Here is a 14,790-nt window from a genome sequence, read left to right as displayed (position 1 = left end):
AGCAGCGCGCCGGCGGTCACAGGAAGCGGCGGAGTGGGCGCGTCGAGAGTTCTCGGGCGCGTTGGAGGACGGAGCGGCGGCGCCAGCGCTCCGGGGCGATGCGGGTGCTGGCCCGGAGGTCCTGGTCGTAGTGCTCGTCGAGGGTGCGGGTGACGGCCGGGTCCATGACGGCGAGCATGACCTCCTCGTCGTGGTCGAGGGAGCGCCGGTTGAAATTCGACGAGCCGATGAGGGAGACCACCCCGTCCATCGTCATGATCTTGGCGTGCATCATCGTGGGCCGGTACTGGTGGATGCGCACGCCCGCGGCGGTCAGGGCCTCGTAGTGGTGCTGGCCCGCCAGTTGGCACACCCGCTTGTCGGTGTGCGGGCCGGGCAGCAGGATCTCGACGCCGACGCCCCGGCGGGCGGTGGCGGACAAGAGCTCGACGAAGTAGTCGTCGGGGGCGAAGTACGCGGTCGCCAGGCGTACGCGCTCCTCCGCCGATTCCAGGACGACCCTCATCAGCGTCTGCATGTCCTGCCACCCGAAGGCGGCCGAGCCGCGCACCACCTGGACGACAGCGGAGCCGGCCGGCTCGTGATCCACGAAACGGTCGCGGTCGTCGAAGAGTTCGGGATGGCACTCCGCCCAGTTCTGGGCGAACGCCGCCGCGATCCCGTCGACCGCCGGCCCGCGGACCTCGGCGTGCGTGTCCCGCCACTCGTTCGGGTTGCGGGCGTCCCCGCACCACTCCTCCGCGATGCCGACGCCGCCCGTGAAGGCGGTCCGTTCGTCGACCACGAGGACCTTGCGGTGACAGCGGTGGTTCTGCTTGAGCGGGGAGAGGAAGACGGGTCTGCGGAACCACGCCACGTCCACCCCGGCCGTGCTCATCCTGTCCAGCAGGTCCTGCTCGATCAGACGGCTGCCGAAGCCGTCCAGCAGCAGCCGTACGCGTACGCCGTGGCGCGCCCGTTCGGCGAGGGCCTCGGCGAACCGGCGGGCGATGTCGCCCTTCCAGTAGACGAAGGTCATCATGTCGACGGTGTGCCGGGCGGAGGAGACGGCGTCCAGCATCGCGGTGAAGATCTCGTCGCCGTTGCGCAGCGGACGTACGGAGTTCCCCTCCGTCGCGGCGATGCCGATCAGGCGCTCCAGTCGCCGGCGGATACGCCGAATGCGCTCGTCCGCGCCGGCGGTGAGCGCGGCCCGGTCGTCGGTGCCGGCCGCGCGCTGCGGATCGGTTCCCGTGCCGAGAGGCTCGGTCCCCTCGGCGGGGGTGGCGTCGGTGTCGGTGGTCGTCATGACGAGGCTCCTCGGGCGGGGGCGGACGGGGACGGTGCGGGGTCGCCGGCGCCGGACTCCCACGGGGCAGGCGCCCGGAGGTCGGTCCAGGCCGCCAGAGCTTCGCCGTCCACGCGGACGATCCCGCAGGCGTCGGCGTACTCGGCGGCCGGCGCGGTGAAGGAACTGGTCGTCACGATGACGGCGACGTCGGCTTCATGGACCGCGAAGCAGGTTCCGCCGAAGCGCTGGAGGTCCTGCGAGCCGACCCGGTTGTCCTCGGCGTAGTGCTTGCACTGGAGCACCACCCGGCGCCCGTCCGCCGTTGTCGCGAGGACGTCCGCGCCGAGGTCGCCCGCGCCGCCCACCACCTCCACCGAGGTGCAGCCGTCCCGTGCGCACAGGGCGGCCACCGTGTGTTCAAAACCGTCGGCGTCGACCGCGGCGTGGTCGAGGGCCTCACCCCCGACGTCCGGCAGGTCCGCCGGCGGCTCCGCGCGCCTTGAGGGCCGTACGGGACGGACCCGGCGCCGGCCGGGAGCCAGGCTCCACCGTGCCATGAGCGAACCGGCCACCAGCACGATCAGGATGGCGACCGGAGCGAGCGGGAGCCCGCCCCCGCTGCCCGGAGCGGCCTTCACGAAGGCCGCCACGCCTGCGACGGCGATGCCGAGCAGCCCGAGCGCGAGCACCGCGTCGCGTCCCAGGGACCCTGAGCCGCGTACGGACGCGGGCGCGTCCTCCTCAGGTGTGGTCATCAGCGTTCCCCCTCCCGCCCCGGCACACCGGCCCCGGCCGCGCCCGGGATCGGAGCGCGGGCCGCGGCTGACGCCGAAGCCTGTTCGACGCCCGTATGGCCGGGATTGCGGTTCTCAAACCGGTGGGGGACGGGTTCCGGTCGCGGTGCCCCGGGTCAGCCCTGGCGAGGCGGGACGATCATGACCGTGCCCTCCGCCACGCTGGGGGCGGTGGCGAAGGCCAGTTCGGCACCGGTGAGTTCCAGCAGCCGGGCCAGCCGTCTGGGGACGGTCCCCGCCAGGACCACCGGCCTGTCCAGCGCCGGTTGCAGCAGGACACTGAGCGCGGTGGAGTCGACGAAGGTCACCCCGGCCACGTCCAGCACGAACCGGGCGACACCGGGCGCCGCGGGATCCATGGCCGTCCGCAGATCGGCCACGTTGTCCATGTCGAACTCGCCCGCCATCACCACGATGCGCACGTCCCCGTCGGACCGGGTCTCGACGTGGCTGCGCGCCTCGGCGTTCTGCGTGTCCATGCTGTTCACGTCTGCCTTCCCCACATTTCCGTTCGCATTGCCGAAACCACCTTCCGGCCGTCCCGTCACGGGCCGGCCACCGCCCTCACCGCGTACGGGGCAACTTGACCACGGTGACGAAGAAGTCGTCGATCTGCTGGATCGCCCGGATGAACTGGTCGAGGTCCACCGGCTTGGTCACATAGGCGTTGGCGTGCAGCTTGTAGCTGCGCAGGATGTCCTCCTCGGCGGCCGAGGTGGTGAGCACGACCACGGGGATGTGGCTCAGGTCCGGGTCCGTCTTGATCTGTTCGAGGACCTGCCGTCCGTCGTACTTGGGCAGGTTCAGGTCGAGCAGGATCAGGTCGGGGCGGGGGGCGTCGACGTGCGCGCCGCGGCGGTACAGGAAGTCCAGGGCCTCCAGGCCGTCCCGCACGACGTGCAGCACGTTCCCGATCTTGTTGTCCTCGAAGGCCTCCCGGGTCATCAGCTCGTCGCCCGCGTCGTCCTCGACCAGCAGGACTTCGGCGGGGGTGGCCTGGGGCCGGTCTGCGGGGGTGCTCATCGGACGGTTCCTTCGGTGGGTTCGAGTGCAGGGGCAGGTGCGAGTACGGGGACGGGCGCCGCGGCATCGGTGTCGGCATCGGTGCCGGCGGCGGCTTCGGTATCGGCGTCGGCATCGGCATCGGTGCCGGCGACCGGCAGGGTGAAGACGATCCGGGTCCCGTCGCTGTAATCGGTGTCGATCCGGATGCGCCCGCCCGCGTGTTCGACGATCTTCTTGCAGAGCGAGAGTCCTATGCCGGTGCCGCCATAGCTCTCCCGGCCGTGCAGCCGCTGGAAGATGACGAAGACCTTCTCGGCGAACTCGGCCGGCACGCCGATGCCGTTGTCCGTGACGGTGAACGTGTGGAAGCCCGGCTCCGCGCCGGGACCGTCCACCAGGGCCACCTCGACGCGCGGAGCACGGTCGGGCGAGCGGAACTTGACGGCGTTGCCCACCAGGTTCTGCCACAGCATCGTCAGGAGCGTCGGGTCGCCCACCACGTCCGGGAGCCGCTCGGGCCGCGCGATCTCCGCGCCGCTCTCCTCCACCGCGGTGCCCAGATTGCGCAGCGCCCGGTCCAGAGGGCCGTTCATCGCGACGGTCTCGCGCGCGTCCTGTACGCGGCCCACCCGGGAGAAGGTCAGCAGGTCGTTGATGAGCACCTGCATCCGCTTGGCGCCGTCGACGGCGAAGCCGATGTACTGCACCCCGCGCTCGTCCAGCCGGTCCCCGTAGCGCTTCTCCAGCAGCTGGCAGAAGGAGGCCACCTTGCGCAGCGGCTCCTGGAGGTCGTGCGAGGCCACGTACGCGAACTGTTCCAGCTCCGCGTTGGAGCGGCGCAGCTCCACAGCCTGCGCGTCCAGTTCGACGGCGATGCGGTCGAGCCGCTCGGCATTGCGCCGTGAGGCCTTCAGCTCGGCCACGGTCCGGTGCCGCATGGCCTCCACCGCGCGGGCCAGGTCCTGCAGGTCGGAGGGGCCGCGCAGGGGGATTTCCTCCTCGAACGCCCCGTCCGCGACGCGCCGGGAGGCGATCCGCACCAGCGCGAGCGGCCGCAGCACGCCCACGTGGAGCAGGGCGGCGAGGGCCGAGCCGGCCAGCAGGAAGGCCACGACGATCGCCAGCAGGATGTGGTCGCGCTGCGAGCGCGCTTCACCGAAGGTGGTGCGGGCATCGGCCTGGATGCGGTCCAGGTGGGCCTGCTGGGCGGCGATGCGACGGCGGACCTCGTCGAAGCGCTCCTTGCCGGCCTGCAGGGAGGGTGCGGCGGTGCCGTTCGCCACGGAGTCGATGGCGGGCACCGCGAACTGTTCGCGCCAGGCGCGGGCGGCCTCCTGGACCGCTGCCAGGTCCTCGCGCACGTCGTCGTCGCCGTCGAGGACGGCGGCCAGACGCTGCGCGGCCGCGCTCTCGTCGGCCAGCCCCCGCTCGTACGGCTCCAGCAGCGCGGGCTCGTCGGCCAGCAGGTAGCCGCGGACCCCGGTCTCCTGGTCCAGCAGGGCCGTCTCCAGCCGCAGGGCGTCCCGCTGGGCGGGCAGGATCCGGTCGACGAGCCGGTTCCCCGCCGTGGTGGTGTGGGACAGGAGGGCGGCGCCGAGCGCGCCCGTGCCGACGACCATCAGGGCGAGCACGACCAGCACGGTGGTCAGCCAGCCCTGGAGGCTCGGCCCGCGGCGCTGCGCGGCCCGTCCTCGGGATGTCCGGGGAGGCTGTACGGAGGAGGTCACGTGGGGGAGTTCCATTCGAGGTGGAGGACGGCGACATCGTCGGCCAGGCCGCCCCAGTCCGCGGCGAGGCCCTGGGCCGTCTGGATCAGGGTGTCGACGAACGGCTCTGCGGGCAGGTCGGCGTGCTTGCGGGCGATCTCCAGGAGGCCCTCCTCGTCGAGGCGGTCGGAGCCGGGGCCGACGCGCCCCTCGATCAGGCCGTCCGTGAAGAGCATCACGGCGTCGCCCGCCCCCACGGCCACCTCGGTGACGGGCCAGCCCGCGCCCCAGCCGGGCACGATGCCCAGTGCCGGTCCTCCGGGGACGGTGCGCAGCTCCACGCCGGCCGCGGAACGGATCAGGAAACCCGGGTGGCCGGCGCGCTGTACCGATACGGCGTGGGCGCCCGCGGGGCGGGTGAGGGAGACGAGGGTGGCGAAGATCTCCGGGCCGGAGCGTTCCGCCAGCAGGATCCGCTCCAGGAGGCCGACCAGTTCGGCGCCACGGGCGCCCGCCATCACGAAGGACCGCCAGGCGACGCGCAGGCACACGCCGAGCGCCGCCTCGCTGGGGCCGTGGCCCGAGACGTCGCCGACGACAGCGTGCGTGGACCCGTCGGGAGTCTGGACGACGTCGTAGAAGTCGCCGCCGAGCAGCGTCTGGGCGCGTCCGGGGTGGTAGCGGGCGCAGACGGTGACGGGGTCCGCCACGTCGTCGAGCAGCAGCGGGGTGGGCAGCAGGCCGCGTTCGAGGCGCGCGTTCTCCTCGGCGCGCAGCCGGCCCGCCTGGAGGGCGGCGGCCGCCAGCTCGGTGCGCTTGCGCTGGATCGCGTAACGGATGGCCCGCATGAAGACGTCGGCCTCCAGGCGGCCCTTGACCAGGTAGTCCTGGGCCCCGGCGGCGACGGCGCTCAGCCCCGCCCGCTCCTCCGACAGGCCCGTCAGGACGACGACCGCGGCCTCGGCGGACACGGCGAGGACCTTCTCCAGCCCCTCCAGCCCCTGGGCGTCCGGCAGGTGCAGGTCGAGCAGGACGCACTCGGGGGCCTCGGCCTCCAGCAGGTGCAGCGCGCCGGTGAGGGAGCGGGCCCGGCCGAGGCGGACCTCGATCCCGCTGTCCTCCACGAGCTCCTCGACGAGCACGGCGTCGCCCTCGTCGTCCTCGATGAGCAGGACGTACGGCGGTACGCCGTTCCACAGGGCCAGCGAGTCGTCCGGTTCTCCGGATTCCCCGGAGGACGCCTGCCGGGGCCGGACCACCGGCTGCTGCGGCGTACGGGCGGCCGGGCGCTGGGCCCCGAGCCCGGAAATGCTCACCATGGCGTCGCGTCTGCCCCTTCTCATCTCGGACGGCGGACGCCCGACGGACGCCGGGTTGCGTCGGACAAGCCTAGAGTGATCATTTGCCGTCAGGCAATATTTTACGAACTCAATGATTCTGCCACGGCCGGGGACGGGCCGTGCACCACCCCCGCAGACCGGGCGGGAGGGGCCGCGGTGAACGCGGCTGTCAGGCGCTGTCGGGGACCTGTGCCGGAGCCGTCGACGGCTCCCGTGCGGGCGACGGCTCCCGTGCCGGCGGGGCGGAGGCCTCCGCGGCCGCGGGCGGGCCGCCGGCCGGGTACAGGCCCGCGGCCGCCTCCCGGAACGCGGCCAGCCCCGTCATCAGCGCCTCCACCGAACCGGGCGCCATCCGGCCGAGCACCGCCGACAGCTCGCGCACCCGGATCGCCCGCCGTTCGTCGAGCAGGGTCCGCCCCTGGGGCGTGAGGCGCACCTCCACCTCGCGCCGCCGGGACGGGTGGGGCGAGCGGGTCAGCAGCCCCATGGCCTCCAGCCGGTCGCAGAGCCGGGTGACCGAGGGCGGACGCGAGCCGAGTACCTCGCCCAGGGTCCGCAGGTTGACGCCCTCGGCGGCCTCGACGGCGAGCAGCGCGCGGAGCTGCGACGGCGACACGGCGGGTGTCACACCGTCCTGGCCCCTGGCGTGCAGGACCGCGAGGAGTTCCGCCGCGGCGGCGAGGGTCGCGGCCGGGTCCTCGTACGCGCCGGAGCGGCCGGGACGGGGCATGCCACCACTGTGCCACCGTCCGCCGCGGTCGGCTCCCGCCGCCGCGCCCCGCGCCGTGACCGCCCGAGTGCCCGCCCGCCGTGGCCGCCCGCCGTGACCGGTCCCGGCTGCCGCCGGCCGCTACCGCTCGCCGCCGCCCGCGTCCTTACCGGTCCGGCCGTGCCAGTCGAGGCAGACGACCATCGCGTCGTCCGAAGCGTCCACGCCGCCCCGGTACCCCGGCAGCTCCTCCAGCAGCGCCCGCGGCACCTGCGAGGGAGGCAGCAGCCGCGTGTTCATGACCGCCCGGGTCAGCGCGTGCAGACCGTACGGCTCTCCGGCGGGGGAGAGTACGTCGTACACGCCGTCGCTCAGGAAGAACAGCCGGTCCCCGGGCAGCACCCGGAAGCGCTGGCAGGTGTAGACGGTGTCCTCGAACATGCCGAGCGGCAGCTGCGCCTCCAGACCGACCGGCTCCACGACCCCGCCGCGCAGCCGCCAGACCCGGGGCGACCCGGCGTCGATCACCTCCACCTCCCCGGTGTCCAAATCGAAGCGGAGCAGCAGCATCGCCACGTGCAGCTGCCCCTGGTACTGGCCGTAGAGAGCCTGGTCCGCCAGGGCCGCCTGGTCGGCGAGGTCGAGCCCGGCCCGCCGGGCGTTGCGCAGGGCGCTGACGGCGAGACTCGTCAGCAACGCCGCGTCGATGCCCTCGCCCATGCCGTTGTTGACGGTCAGCGTCAGATGGTCGGCGGAGGCCGACCAGTCGAAGCTGTCACCGAAGATGGCGTACGCGGGCTCCAGTTGGGCCCCGAGGTCGTACTCGGGCCGGGAACACGACCGCCCCGGCAGCAGCTGCCACTGCATCTCGGCGGCCAGGGTGAGCCGCTTGGCCCGCCGCGCCTGCAGGAAGAAGTCGGTGTCGCGGTCGGCGACGAGGATCTCGTGGGCCAGCGCGTCGGCCACGTCCTGCAGCGGGCCGATGCGTCCGGCGACCGGGACCCCGGCCGGGTAGCGGACGCTCAGGACCCCCAGCCGGTCGCCGCGCACGCTCACCGGAAGGTGCACGACCGCCCCGTCGGCCCCGTCCGCGCCGGCGACCACATGCGGCTCCTGGGCGCCGAAGGCCCGCCCCTCGGCACTGTTGTACGCCGACACGGACTCGGTGGTGAAAGGCTGCGCCGTGACGGGCTGGAGCCGTGCCGAGGCGTAGTCCGCCATCAGCAGTTCGGCGCCCGCCGCTCCGTGCTCGCGGGCCAGGATGCCCCGGACCACCTCGAACAGTTCGTGCGGGGCGGCACCACGCAGCATGCGCTCGACGTCCCCGCCGCCCCCGGCCTTCCCGCCGCCCCCGAACTTCCCACCGCTTCCGCCTTCGGTCACCGGCCCCGCACCTGTCTCTCGCAACTGCCAAAATGGGGACCACGAAGCCACCGGTCCGCCGGGGAGGGGCTGCGCGTAGTCCGGTAGGGAGTGTCACATGAGTCAGCGGTCGATCGGCTCCCCGGGGCCCGCCGTGTCGGTGGCGGCGCAGATGAGCGAGCTGATCGAGCTGTTGGAGGTGGTCTGGGAGCGGGGCCGGGACACCGCCAGCGCCCCGCCCGTCTCCTCCGCACAGGCCCGGGTGCTGTTCCTCGTCGAAGCGAACGGCCAACTCAACCTGCGCGAGCTCGGCAGGCTGCTGGAGGCCGCCCCGCCGTCCGTCACCCGGCTCTGCGACCGGTTGCAGGCCGTCGGCTTCCTCGAACGGCACCCCGGGGCCGACGACCGCCGCGAGGTACTGCTCCGCCTGACGCCCACGGGCCGCACGTACCTCGAACGACTGCGGGCCCGCAGGCAGGAGGTGCTGGCCGAGGCGATGGCCGCGATGCCGGAAACGTCCCGGGCCGCCCTGGCGACGGGACTCGCCGACTTCTGCGCGGCGGTCGCGAATCCGCTCCGGCTGCCGTCCTCCGAGTCCTTCACCACCAGGACGGCCTGAACCGGCGCGGGCGTCAGCGGCGGCCGTCAGCGCGTGGCGGTCGCCCAGCTGCCGGCCCGCACGGCGAACACCGTCAGCCGCCGGTTCACCGTGTCCCCGTGGCTGTCGAAGGCGACACGGCCCGTGACCCCGTCGAAGGCCAGCCGCGACACGGCCCGCGGCACTTCGGCCCGGGCGTTGTCCGGAAGGGTGCCGCCGTGGGCCGCCGCGACGGCCTTCACCGCTTCGATGAGGGTCCAGGCCGCGTCGTACGCGTACGGGCCGTACCAGCCGGCCTCCTCCGGGTACCCGGCCTTCCGGTACCGGGCGAGGAACTCCTGCCCCGCCGCCGACTCCTCGGCGGGCACACCGATGTTGGTCGCGAGGTCGCCCTCGGCCTTCGGGTTCGACGTGAGGTACTGCTGGTCGAAGATGCCGTCGCCACCCATCAGGGGGACGGTCACCCCCGCCTGCTTCAGCTGCTGCGAGAGGTGCGCCGCGGTGTCGTAGTAGCCGCCGAAGTAGACGGCGTCGGCACCCGAGGAGCGCGCCCGCTCGGCGAGACCGGCGAAGGCGCGTTCTTCGGGATCGACCTGCTCCGTACCGACGACGGTTCCACCGAGCTTGGTGAACTCGGCCGTGAACCCGGAGGTGAGGGCCGTGCCGTGGGCGCTCGCGTCGTCGACCACGTAGAGCTTGGTCTTCTTCGCCTCGCGGTACAGGTACCGGGCGGCGAACGGCCCCTGGTCGACGTCCGTGGCGAGGGTGCGGAAGTACGTGGAGTACGGGCGGGTCCGGGTGCCCGCCGCCCAGTCGGGGCCGAGCGTCAGCACGGGGTCGGTGTTGCCCGGTGACACGACGGCCAGGTCCGCCTGGGCCAGCGGCGCCACCAGGGTCTTGGCGACACCCGAGTTGAGCGGGCCCACCACTCCCAGCACCTTCTCGTCGGACACGAACCGGGCGGCGTTGGATGCACCCTTCGTCGGGTCGGCCCCGTCGTCCAACGACTTGATCTCGAAGGTCACGCCGGGCACGTGACCGGTCTCGTTGGCGGTCCTGACGGCCAGCTCCGCGGAGTTCATGACCCCCGTGCCCATCGCGGCCAAGCCGCCGCTGAGCGGCGCGTCCACCCCGATCACCACGGTGACGGACGAAGAGGAAGGAGCCGCCCCGCTGCCGGCCGAACCGCCGTTGTGGCGCGCCTCGTCACCCCGCGTGAGGGTCCAGGTCAGGACGGAGCCCGCGGCGAGCGTGGCCAGCACCGTGCCGAGCACGACGGAGCGGCGGGTGAGATTGCGCCGCCCCGCGGAGGGCCCCGTGCCCTGCTCCCGCTCCGGCGCGGTCTCGTGCGCCGTCGGCGCCTCGGACGGAGGCGCGGGCACGGTCGGGCGGGTCGGCCGGTCCGGCACCGGGTGCTGCGGGATGCCGCCGGAGGCCTCGGCGTCCGCGATCGTGGGGGTCGGCCGCGGTGGGGGCGTCGTCGACGGTGCGGGCTCGGAGGCGGCCTCGGAGGCGGAGGCGGCCTCGGAGGCGGAGGCGGCCTCGGAGGCGGAGGCGGCCTCCGCCACCGGCTCCCGCTCCGCCACGTGGGGCGTCCGGGGGTCGGGCGCGGGCGCCGGAGCGGCCCCGGGCTCGCTCCGCTGCCCGTCCCCGTCGTCGCCGGCCGGTTCGGGCTCGGGCACGGCGGGCGTGGAGTCCAGCACCGCTGCGAGCATCTCGGCCGCTTCCGCGGCGCCCGCACGCAGCGCCGGATCCTTGGCGAGGAGCGCGTCCAGTACGGGTGCCAGCGGGCCGGCATGAACCGGTGGCCGGTGAGGACGGGTGAACACGGCCACGGCGAGGGCGTGCAGTCCCTCCGCCTCGAACGGCGGGTGCCCCTCGACGGCGTGGTAGAGGGTGGCGCCGAGCGCCCACAGGTCGTTGGCGGCGGTGGGGCGCTTGCCCTCCAACTGCTCCGGCGGCATGTACTGGGGCGTGCCGATGACGATCCCGCTGTGGCTGAGCTTGGTCGTGGCGTCCGCGAGGTGGGCGATGCCGAAGTCGGTGAGGACCACACGGTCCTTGGCCAGGAGCACGTTGTCCGGCTTGATGTCGCGGTGCACGATACGCGCCTTGTGTGCCTCGGCCAGCGCGTCGAGCATGGCGGCGCCGATCTGCGCCACGCGCCGCACGGGCAGCCGGCCCCGGCTGCGGATCGCGGCGGCCAGCGACTCGCCGCGGATCAGCTCCATGACGATGACCGGAGCGCCCCGGTGCTCCACGACGTCATGGATGGTGATGATCCCCGGGTGGCTGAGAGTGACCGCCGCCCGCGCCTCGCCGGTGAACCGGCGCAGCAGCGCGGCACGGTCCTCGTCCTCCATGCCGGGCGGGAAGAGGATTTCCTTGACGGCGACCTCGCGCCCGAAAAGATGCTGGTCGACACCGCGCCAGACCCGGCCCATACCGCCTTGGCCGATGCGCTCGACCAGCTGGTAGCGGTCGGAGATGAGTTCGGGACTGTGCTCGGTCACGCGCACACTGTATGTCCTGATGGGCCGATCGGGTGCCGAAAGTATGGCTTGATCACGCCTGGGGGACGCGGACGCGGCACCGGGGGACGAGGTCACCGTCGAGATGACCGTGGTCCTGCCGGGCTGACGCCGGCCGCGAGGGGTGCCCGCCGGGCCGCTGCCGCCGGTGGCCCGCTGCCCGGGGGCGGCGGTACGAGCGCCGACGACGGGGGTTCGCCGGACAGCTGGTCTCCCGCGCGGGGAGGCGGCCGGGACGCGAGGTGTCCGGGTGCCGTACGGGACCGGCGGCAGCCCGCCGTCCAGCCGGGCCTGCCGCACGGCGCAGGGGGAGGACGCCGTGCGGCCGAGCCCGCACCGGAAGCCGTTCGCTTCCGATGCCACGCGTCTGACCCGGAACACCGCCGCCAAACATCCCCGGCGGCACCACATATGAGGAGACATCACGCGTGGAGGCCGGGGGAGCGGCTGTCCGACCCCCTGCACAGGGTGCTGCCCCATGAGCACCGACACCTTGCTCGAAGACCTGACCAGCGACGACCCGGCACGCGTGGACGCCGCCCTGCGGCACCACCTGGCCGACCGGCCCGACGACTCCGTACCGGCACCGCTGCGTGGTGCCCCAGCCGCACAAGGGGGCGCCGCACTGCGGCCGCTCCTCACGGCATGCGCGCACCTGTCCGTGGATCCGGGCGCAGGCCCGCGCGGCGGCCGCCTCCCGTGCCGGTCAGCTCAGCCGGAGCGCCGTCGTGATGGTCTTGCCGTCGGCGCGGGTGCTGCAGTCGACGTGCACCGCCAGGCGCTGGATGAGCGGCCAGCCGTACCCGCCGGGGTGGTCGACCGTCCCCGTACGGGCGGCGGGCGGGCACGGATTGGCGTCGGCGATGGACAGCCGCAGGACGTCGCCGGTGATGTCGGCCCGGAAGGCGATGACACCGTCACCGTGCCGGATCGCGTTGGTGACCAGCTCCGACGTCACGAGCAGTGCGTCCGCCGCGATGACGCTGTCGAGGCTGACGCCCGCCATGAGCAGCAGTTCACGGACGCGTGCACGGGCCGCGGCCGCGGAGCCGGGCGGGGCGTCGGACGGCGGAGGCGGGTCCATGTTCATCGCCTGCCCCCACCTGTAAGGGTCGTACCGTGACGGGTCGTACCGTGACGAGTCGTACCACGACAAGTCGTACGATGACGGATGGTGCCGGGAAGCGGGACGGCGGTCAGCATGTCATCGCGGTTCCCAGGTTGTCCGCCATGCGGAACGCCGGTGCCGATCCGGTCACTTCGAACAATCGCCGGACGGCGGTGTGCAGCGGGCCGGCGAGCACGAGCACCGGCCCCGCGGCCGCGTGGGCCCGCTGGGCGTCGAGCAGCGCGTGCAGCACGGAGGAGTCCACGAACGGGGTGCCCGACAGGTCCACCACGGTCCGCGGCAGGCCGCTCGCCGCGGCCCGCGCCAGGGCACGGGCCAGGAACGGCGCGTTCTCCTCGTCGACTTCGCCGCACAGGCTGATGACGGTCGCGTCGCTCTCCATGGTCGTGGTGACGACCGCTTCCTCTCCGGTCACCGGGACATCCTCCTACATTGCGCGCCGTCCCGTGACCGGATACCCGTACGGGCCGGCGGACCGGCCCTGCGTCACCCTCAGGGACCAGCCCTCGATACCGCGTCCACCCGCGGCCCGGTTGCACGGTGCACGGCGCATGGAGGAAAGTTGCCGGAGGACAACTGTTTGTCCCGAGGCCCATCCGACGTGATGAACGCGATGAAGAGGTGAGGGGTCCGCGCAGCGGGCCTTCAACGTTTGCTTCCTTCCACCGAGACGACACCGAACTCGCCCACCCCGGGCCTGTCGTGGAGTCAGGCCCCCTACCCCGTGCTGGTCGCCGACGCCGGCGCCGTCGTGGTCCACACCAACGAGGCGGCCGGGCTGCTGTTCCCGGACGCCCGCCCCGGATCGGCTCTGGCGGACGCGGTCCCCGGCTGGCTGGCGTCCGCCCACGCCCGCCACACCGCCACCCTGCCCGCGCAGCGTCCGCCCGCCGGATCCGGCACCGTCCAGGGACCCGTCGGAGACCGCTCGTACGAGGCGCACCCGACACCCCGTGACGACGGCACGGTCGTGTGGTGGCTCCTCGACGACACCGACCACCGGCTCGCCCGGGAAGCCCTCCGGGCGGAACGGGAACGCACCGAGTTCCTGGTCCGCTCCTCCAACCTCCTGCTCTCCTCGCTGAACCTCGACCGGTGCATGGACGTCACGGCGCAGATGGCCGCCGACCACCTCGCCGACGCGGCCCTGGTGATCGCCCCCGCACACGGCCGCGAACTCCCGATCGTCTCGTGCGTCCGCGGCGGCGGCCCGTCGGTGTCCCGCGCCGCCGTCGACCCCGAGGACGTGCCGGGGCTGGCCGAGGCGCTCCAGGGCTTCCCACCCGTCCCCTCCCGGTGGCTCGACCCGTCCGCCGCACCGGCCTGGCTGGTGCCCGACGGCCTCGACACCCTGGGGTCGATCGTCATCACACCCCTGCCCGGCCACGGTGTCCCCGCGGGCGCCCTCGTGCTGCTGCGCTCCGACGGCGCCGGCGCGTTCACCGAGGGCGAGGAGGTCTTCGCCCGGCTGTTCGCGGCCCGCGCCGGCGCGGCGATGTCGGCCGCCCGGCTCTACGCGGAACAGGCCTCGATCACCGACACCCTGATGCGCGAACTCCTGCCGCCCTCCCTGCACCAGGTCTCCGGGGTCGAGTACGCCGGCGGCTACCGGCCCTCGAAGGACCACGAGCGGGTCGGCGGCGACTTCTACGACGTGCACCCCGCCGCCGAGGAGGGCGCCCCCTCCCTCGTCGTCCTCGGGGACGTGTGCGGCAAGGGCCTGGAAGCGGCGGTGATGACCGGCAAGATCCGCAACACCCTGCACGCCCTCCTGCCGATGGCCGACGACCACCACCGGATGCTCAGCCTGCTCAACACCTCACTCCTGAACTCCGACAACGCCCGCTTCGCCACCATGGTGCTGGCCTCCGCGGCCCGGGACGGGAACACGGTACGGCTGCGCCTCACGAGCGCCGGACACCCCGCCCCGCTGATCCTGCGCTCCGACGGCCGGGTGGAGGAGGCCCCTACGAAGGGCACTCTCGTCGGCGCGCTCCCCGAGATCATCTCGGAGACGGCCCGTGTGACCCTGGCCCCCGGGGACACATGCGTGTTGTACACCGACGGCATCAGCGAGGCACGGGGAGGACCCATGGGCGGTGCGATGTTCGGGGAAGAGCGGCTGCGCCGCGCCCTGTCGCAGTGCGCGGCGATGCCCGCCGAGGCGGTGGTGGAGCACGTTCAGATGCTCACCGCCCAGTGGGTGGGCACCGGCCGCCACGACGACATGGCCGTCGTGGTGATCTCGGCGCCGCGCACCAACCACCTCAGCGCCGTGGACGGCCACACGCGTGGGAGGTTCACCGCGTGAGCCCGTACGGCACCACGGCGCCGGCACCCGCACCG

At 73.4% G+C, this 14,790-nt stretch carries 13 protein-coding genes; 2 read left to right on the top strand and 11 right to left on the bottom strand.

Going from position 1 to position 14,790, the window contains the following annotated elements:
- Positions 1-16: 16 nt before the first annotated feature.
- The 8 genes from NRK68_RS00140 to NRK68_RS00105 all read right to left on the bottom strand — a co-directional run bounded on the left by NRK68_RS00140 (position 17) and on the right by NRK68_RS00105 (position 8,135).
- Entirely contained in the window at positions 17-1,288 is a 1,272-nt protein-coding gene (locus NRK68_RS00140) for a phospholipase D-like domain-containing protein (protein ID WP_257854289.1), read from the bottom strand.
- A complete protein-coding gene (locus tag NRK68_RS00135; RefSeq protein WP_257854287.1) occupies positions 1,285-2,025 on the bottom strand; it encodes a restriction endonuclease in 741 nt (246 codons plus the stop codon). The genes NRK68_RS00140 and NRK68_RS00135 overlap by 4 nt, the downstream gene beginning before the upstream one ends.
- 155 nt (positions 2,026-2,180) lie before the next feature.
- Positions 2,181-2,543: an STAS domain-containing protein gene (locus NRK68_RS00130; protein ID WP_257857724.1), complete on the bottom strand. Its 363-nt coding sequence runs from the start codon at positions 2,541-2,543 to the stop codon at positions 2,181-2,183.
- 85 nt (positions 2,544-2,628) lie between these two features.
- The gene (locus NRK68_RS00125; protein WP_183069424.1) at positions 2,629-3,087 is read right to left on the bottom strand and encodes a response regulator; all 459 of its coding nucleotides are present in this window, start codon (positions 3,085-3,087) and stop codon (positions 2,629-2,631) included.
- The gene (locus NRK68_RS00120) at positions 3,084-4,796 is read right to left on the bottom strand and encodes a sensor histidine kinase (protein ID WP_308295993.1); all 1,713 of its coding nucleotides are present in this window, start codon (positions 4,794-4,796) and stop codon (positions 3,084-3,086) included. Before NRK68_RS00120 ends, NRK68_RS00125 begins: the two co-directional genes overlap by 4 nt.
- Complete coding sequence (locus NRK68_RS00115; protein WP_183069422.1) at positions 4,793-6,094, bottom strand: PP2C family protein-serine/threonine phosphatase; 1,302 nt, start codon at positions 6,092-6,094, stop codon at positions 4,793-4,795. The genes NRK68_RS00120 and NRK68_RS00115 overlap by 4 nt, the downstream gene beginning before the upstream one ends.
- Positions 6,095-6,284: 190 nt before the next feature.
- Complete coding sequence (locus NRK68_RS00110; protein ID WP_257854284.1) at positions 6,285-6,845, bottom strand: MarR family winged helix-turn-helix transcriptional regulator; 561 nt, start codon at positions 6,843-6,845, stop codon at positions 6,285-6,287.
- Between the two features lie 120 nt (positions 6,846-6,965).
- Positions 6,966-8,135, bottom strand: a complete 1,170-nt coding sequence (locus NRK68_RS00105) for a PP2C family protein-serine/threonine phosphatase (protein ID WP_183069498.1) — start codon at positions 8,133-8,135, stop codon at positions 6,966-6,968.
- A gap of 169 nt (positions 8,136-8,304) precedes the next feature.
- On the opposite strand from NRK68_RS00105, the gene NRK68_RS00100 reads away from it, so the two are divergent.
- Positions 8,305-8,805, top strand: a complete 501-nt coding sequence (locus NRK68_RS00100) for a MarR family winged helix-turn-helix transcriptional regulator (protein WP_257854283.1) — start codon at positions 8,305-8,307, stop codon at positions 8,803-8,805.
- A 26-nt stretch (positions 8,806-8,831) separates the two neighbouring features.
- Here NRK68_RS00100 and NRK68_RS00095 read toward each other — a convergent pair whose 3' ends face one another.
- The 3 genes from NRK68_RS00095 to NRK68_RS00085 all read right to left on the bottom strand — a co-directional run bounded on the left by NRK68_RS00095 (position 8,832) and on the right by NRK68_RS00085 (position 12,859).
- Positions 8,832-11,297: a bifunctional serine/threonine-protein kinase/ABC transporter substrate-binding protein gene (locus tag NRK68_RS00095; protein WP_183069419.1), complete on the bottom strand. Its 2,466-nt coding sequence runs from the start codon at positions 11,295-11,297 to the stop codon at positions 8,832-8,834.
- 724 nt (positions 11,298-12,021) lie between these two features.
- On the bottom strand, positions 12,022-12,399 hold the full coding sequence (locus NRK68_RS00090) for an ATP-binding protein (RefSeq protein WP_257854282.1): 378 nt from the start codon (positions 12,397-12,399) through the stop codon (positions 12,022-12,024).
- Between the two features lie 112 nt (positions 12,400-12,511).
- Positions 12,512-12,859 (bottom strand): STAS domain-containing protein, encoded by a 348-nt coding sequence (locus NRK68_RS00085; RefSeq protein WP_257854281.1) that lies wholly within the window; start codon positions 12,857-12,859, stop codon positions 12,512-12,514.
- A 309-nt stretch (positions 12,860-13,168) separates the two neighbouring features.
- On the opposite strand from NRK68_RS00085, the gene NRK68_RS00080 reads away from it, so the two are divergent.
- Entirely contained in the window at positions 13,169-14,755 is a 1,587-nt protein-coding gene (locus tag NRK68_RS00080; RefSeq protein WP_183069496.1) for a PP2C family protein-serine/threonine phosphatase, read from the top strand.
- The last annotated feature ends 35 nt before the right edge of the window (positions 14,756-14,790 follow it).

It is taken from the genome of Streptomyces yangpuensis, assembly GCF_024666385.1.
GTDB classification, from domain to species: domain Bacteria; phylum Actinomycetota; class Actinomycetes; order Streptomycetales; family Streptomycetaceae; genus Streptomyces; species Streptomyces yangpuensis.
This window is presented reverse-complemented; position numbering and strand designations above follow the sequence as displayed.

Coding starts and splice junctions, on each gene's coding strand:
- NRK68_RS00140 (WP_257854289.1), bottom strand. CDS start 1,288: ATGACGACCACCGACACCGACGCCACCCCCGCCGAGGGGACCGAGCCT.
- NRK68_RS00135 (WP_257854287.1), bottom strand. CDS start 2,025: ATGACCACACCTGAGGAGGACGCGCCCGCGTCCGTACGCGGCTCAGGG.
- NRK68_RS00130 (WP_257857724.1), bottom strand. CDS start 2,543: ATGGACACGCAGAACGCCGAGGCGCGCAGCCACGTCGAGACCCGGTCC.
- NRK68_RS00125 (WP_183069424.1), bottom strand. CDS start 3,087: ATGAGCACCCCCGCAGACCGGCCCCAGGCCACCCCCGCCGAAGTCCTG.
- NRK68_RS00115 (WP_183069422.1), bottom strand. CDS start 6,094: ATGGTGAGCATTTCCGGGCTCGGGGCCCAGCGCCCGGCCGCCCGTACG.
- NRK68_RS00110 (WP_257854284.1), bottom strand. CDS start 6,845: ATGCCCCGTCCCGGCCGCTCCGGCGCGTACGAGGACCCGGCCGCGACC.
- NRK68_RS00105 (WP_183069498.1), bottom strand. CDS start 8,135: ATGCTGCGTGGTGCCGCCCCGCACGAACTGTTCGAGGTGGTCCGGGGC.
- NRK68_RS00100 (WP_257854283.1), top strand. CDS start 8,305: ATGAGTCAGCGGTCGATCGGCTCCCCGGGGCCCGCCGTGTCGGTGGCG.
- NRK68_RS00090 (WP_257854282.1), bottom strand. CDS start 12,399: ATGGACCCGCCTCCGCCGTCCGACGCCCCGCCCGGCTCCGCGGCCGCG.